General features: G+C 70.3%; 3 protein-coding genes. 1 reads left to right on the forward strand and 2 read right to left on the reverse strand.

Translation table 11 applies throughout. From position 1 onward, the window contains the following. Together hutG and hutI are read right to left on the reverse strand one after the other, a co-directional pair. Positions 1-921, reverse strand: a 921-nt coding sequence (gene hutG, locus ACFWF3_RS29720; protein WP_379316934.1) for a formimidoylglutamase, incomplete at its 3' end; no start/stop codon positions are given. Continuing rightward, positions 918-2,105 (reverse strand): imidazolonepropionase, encoded by a 1,188-nt coding sequence (gene hutI, locus ACFWF3_RS29725; RefSeq protein ID WP_379316936.1) that lies wholly within the window; start codon positions 2,103-2,105, stop codon positions 918-920. The genes hutI and hutG, both read right to left, overlap by 4 nt. Before the next feature lie 253 nt (positions 2,106-2,358). On the opposite strand from hutI, the gene ACFWF3_RS29730 reads away from it, so the two are divergent. Next, positions 2,359-3,220: aromatic amino acid lyase (locus tag ACFWF3_RS29730; RefSeq protein ID WP_379316938.1), on the forward strand; the 862-nt coding region annotated here is incomplete at its 3' end.

Below are 3,220 nucleotides of genomic sequence, written 5' to 3' on the forward strand. Positions count from 1 at the left end.
ATTGTTATTTTTCTGGGGGGATGTTTTTTTTTTAAACCCCCCGGGGGGGGGGGGGGGGGGTTTGTCTTTGTCGCCCCGGGTATACTGTGCGCCCAAACCCACAACCGCGAGTCTGCCGCAGGCGGCGACGCGGTCGCACACGGCCTGGATCGTGGACAGCGCGACACCGTAGGCCGCGGGGGCACTCACACCGGGAGCCACCGCGGCGGGGAGGACGTCGAGATCGATCGTCAGATACAGCAGGTCGATCCCGGCCAGGAAGTCGTCGACGAAGGCGGCGACCCGGACTGGCTCGCAGTCGTCGTCGAGGAGATAACGCACCCCGAATCTGTCCGCGGTGTCGAACAGGACCCGGGTGTTGCTGGGCTGGCTGATCCCGATCACCGCGTACCGGACGTCGTCGCCGGTCTCGAGGATCTGCCGGAACGGGGTGCCGGAACTGGGCACGGGATCGGGGCGCAGGTCGAAATGCGCGTCGAGGTTGAGGATTCCGATGACGCTGCCCGGGACGCGGCGAGCCGAACCGGCCAGTCCGAGGTAGGTGCCGTAGGCGACCTCGTGGCCGCCGCCCAGCACGACCGGGAAAGCGCCGTCGTCCAGCAGCGCGGACACCGTCTCGCCCAGTCGTCGCTGACCGTCCGACAGCCGGTCGTCGGTGACGGCGATCGTCCCCGCGTCGAAGGCGCGCAGCTCGGTGGCGAGCGCCATCGGCGACAACGCGCGGCGCAGCGCGTCCGGGCCCGCCGCCGCGCCGAGGCGGCCCTTGTTCCGGCGCACGCCTTCCTCGCAGGCGAAGCCGACGAAAACACAGGCGCCGGGATCGTCGTTGCCCGGCTCGTACGGCGTGACGGCCTGATGCCAGCGCAGGTGCTCCGGCGTCGTGCCGTCGACGCGACCGGTCCAGGCGGATTCGGAAGTCACCGCACCCCACCTCGATTCGCGACGAGGGCTCCTTCGCGCCACACCTGACCGACCAGCGCAACGCCGGGGCGGTAGGCGAGGTGCAGGTGTGAGGGGGCGTCGAGTGCGATGACATCGGCACGGAAACCGGGGGAGAGGGAGCCGATATCGGTGCGCCGCAACGCCTTCGCACCACCTGCGGTTGCCGCCCAGACCGCTTCGTCGGGTGTCATGTGCATTTCCCGCACCGCCAGGGCGATACAGAACGGCAAGCTCGTGGTGTAGCTGGTGCCTGGATTGCAGTCCGCGCCGAGCGCGACGGTGACCCCCGCGTCCACCAGCGCTCTGGCATCGGGATAGCTGTTGCGCGTACAGAAGTCGGCGCCGGGCAGCAGCGTGGCCACCGTATCGCTGCCCGCGAGCGCATCGATATCGGCACGATTCACGTGCGAGACGTGATCCACCGACGCGGCGCCGAGCTCGACGGCCAACTGCACCCCTGGTCCCTGATGCAGCTGATTGCCGTGGACTCGCGGCACCAGCCCGTGCGCGATCCCCGCGGTCAGCACGGCATGCGCCTGATCGCGATCGAAGGCGCCCTGCTCACAGAACACATCGATCCACCGGGCGTACGGCGCGCACCGCGGGATCATCTCCTCGCACACCATCGTCACGTAGTCGTCGGCGCGCCCGGCGTATTCGGGCGGCGGCACGTGCGCGGCGAGCAGCGTCACCTCGTCGGTGCAGCGGGCCGCGATCTGGACGCTGCGCAGTTCGTCGGCCACGGTCTGCCCGTAGCCGCTCTTGCACTCGACCGTGGTGCTGCCTGCCCGCAAGGACTCGTCCAGCAGCCGTTGTACCGTCGCCGCGAGCTGCTCGTCGCTCGCTGCCCGCGTCGCCGCGATCGTGGTGCGGATGCCACCGGCCCCATAGGGTTGCCCCGCCATCCTCGCCGCGAACTCCTCGGCGCGGTCGCCCGCGAACACCAGATGCGCATGCGACTCGACGAACCCCGGCAGCACCACGCGTCCGCCGAGATCGAACGCGGTGTCGGCGGCCGGCGCGGCGGTACTGTCACCGACCCACGCCACCCGCCCGTCGTCGATGACCAGCGCGGCGTCGCGCCGCAGCCCCAGCGGGCCCTCGCCCAGCGCCGGGTCGTTGGTGACGAGAGTGCCGATATCGGTCAGCACGGTGGTGGGCATGGAGGAGTCCTCCTCGGCGCGGGTGTCGAGTATGGCGGTGTGCGCGCGATAGACCCTGTGCGCGGGCGAGCAGCGCGGGCACGTTGCTCGCACCGTAGCGGCCCTTCGGATCGTAGAGCGCGGGCAGGTCGACGCGTTCCTTCGAGATCAGGTGGCGCGGGCCCGGCGGATGCGCGCCAGGACACGTACGGTAGGTATAGACCTGTATAGACAAGAACGTCAAGGGGTAGCCCGCAGTGATGGGAGAAGCATCGTGAGCATCGACCCGGATCGGCCCGGACCGGTCGTCGTCGGCACGGGTCCGGTCTCGGCGCGGGATCTGGTCCGGGTGGCCAGGGACGGCGTCGCGGTGGTGGTGTCCGACGATGCCGTCGCCGCCATCGAGGCGAGTCGTGCGCGGATTGAAGCGCTGGCCGCGGACCCGAGGCCGGTGTACGGGGTGTCGACCGGGTTCGGTGCGCTGGCCGTCCGTCATATTCCGCCGGAGTCACGCAAGCAGTTGCAGCGGAGTCTGATTCGCTCGCACGCGGCGGGGTCGGGCGCAGAAGTGGAGCGGGAGGTGGTGCGCGCCTTGATGTTGCTGCGCCTGTCGACCCTCGCGACCGGCCGGACCGGGGTGCGCCCGGTGGTCGCGCGGACCTATGCCGCGCTGCTGTCGGCGGGCATCACCCCGGTGGTCTACGAGTACGGCAGCCTGGGCTGTTCCGGTGATCTCGCGCCGCTGGCCCACGTCGCACTGGCGGTGATCGGGGAGGGCACCGTCCGGGACGCGACCGGCGAGCTGCGATCTGCCGCCGAGGCCATGGCCGACGCCGGTATCGCCCCGGTCGAGCTCGCGGAGAAGGAAGGCCTCGCGCTGATCAACGGCACCGATGGCATGCTCGGCATGCTGGTACTCGCCTGCCACGACCTGCGGGCCCTGCTGCGCCTGGCCGACGTGACCGCGTCGATGAGCGTGGAGGGTCTGCTCGGCACCGACAAGGTCTTCGCCGCCGACCTGCAAGAACTGCGCCCGCAACCGGGCCAGGCGGTGGCGGCCGCCAATATGGTGCGCGTGCTGGCGGATTCGCCGATCGTGGCCAGCCACGCCACCCCGGACTGCACCGTCGTCCAGG

Source organism: Nocardia sp. NPDC060220, from assembly GCF_042727815.1.
Taxonomy (GTDB): Bacteria; Actinomycetota; Actinomycetes; order Mycobacteriales; family Mycobacteriaceae; genus Nocardia.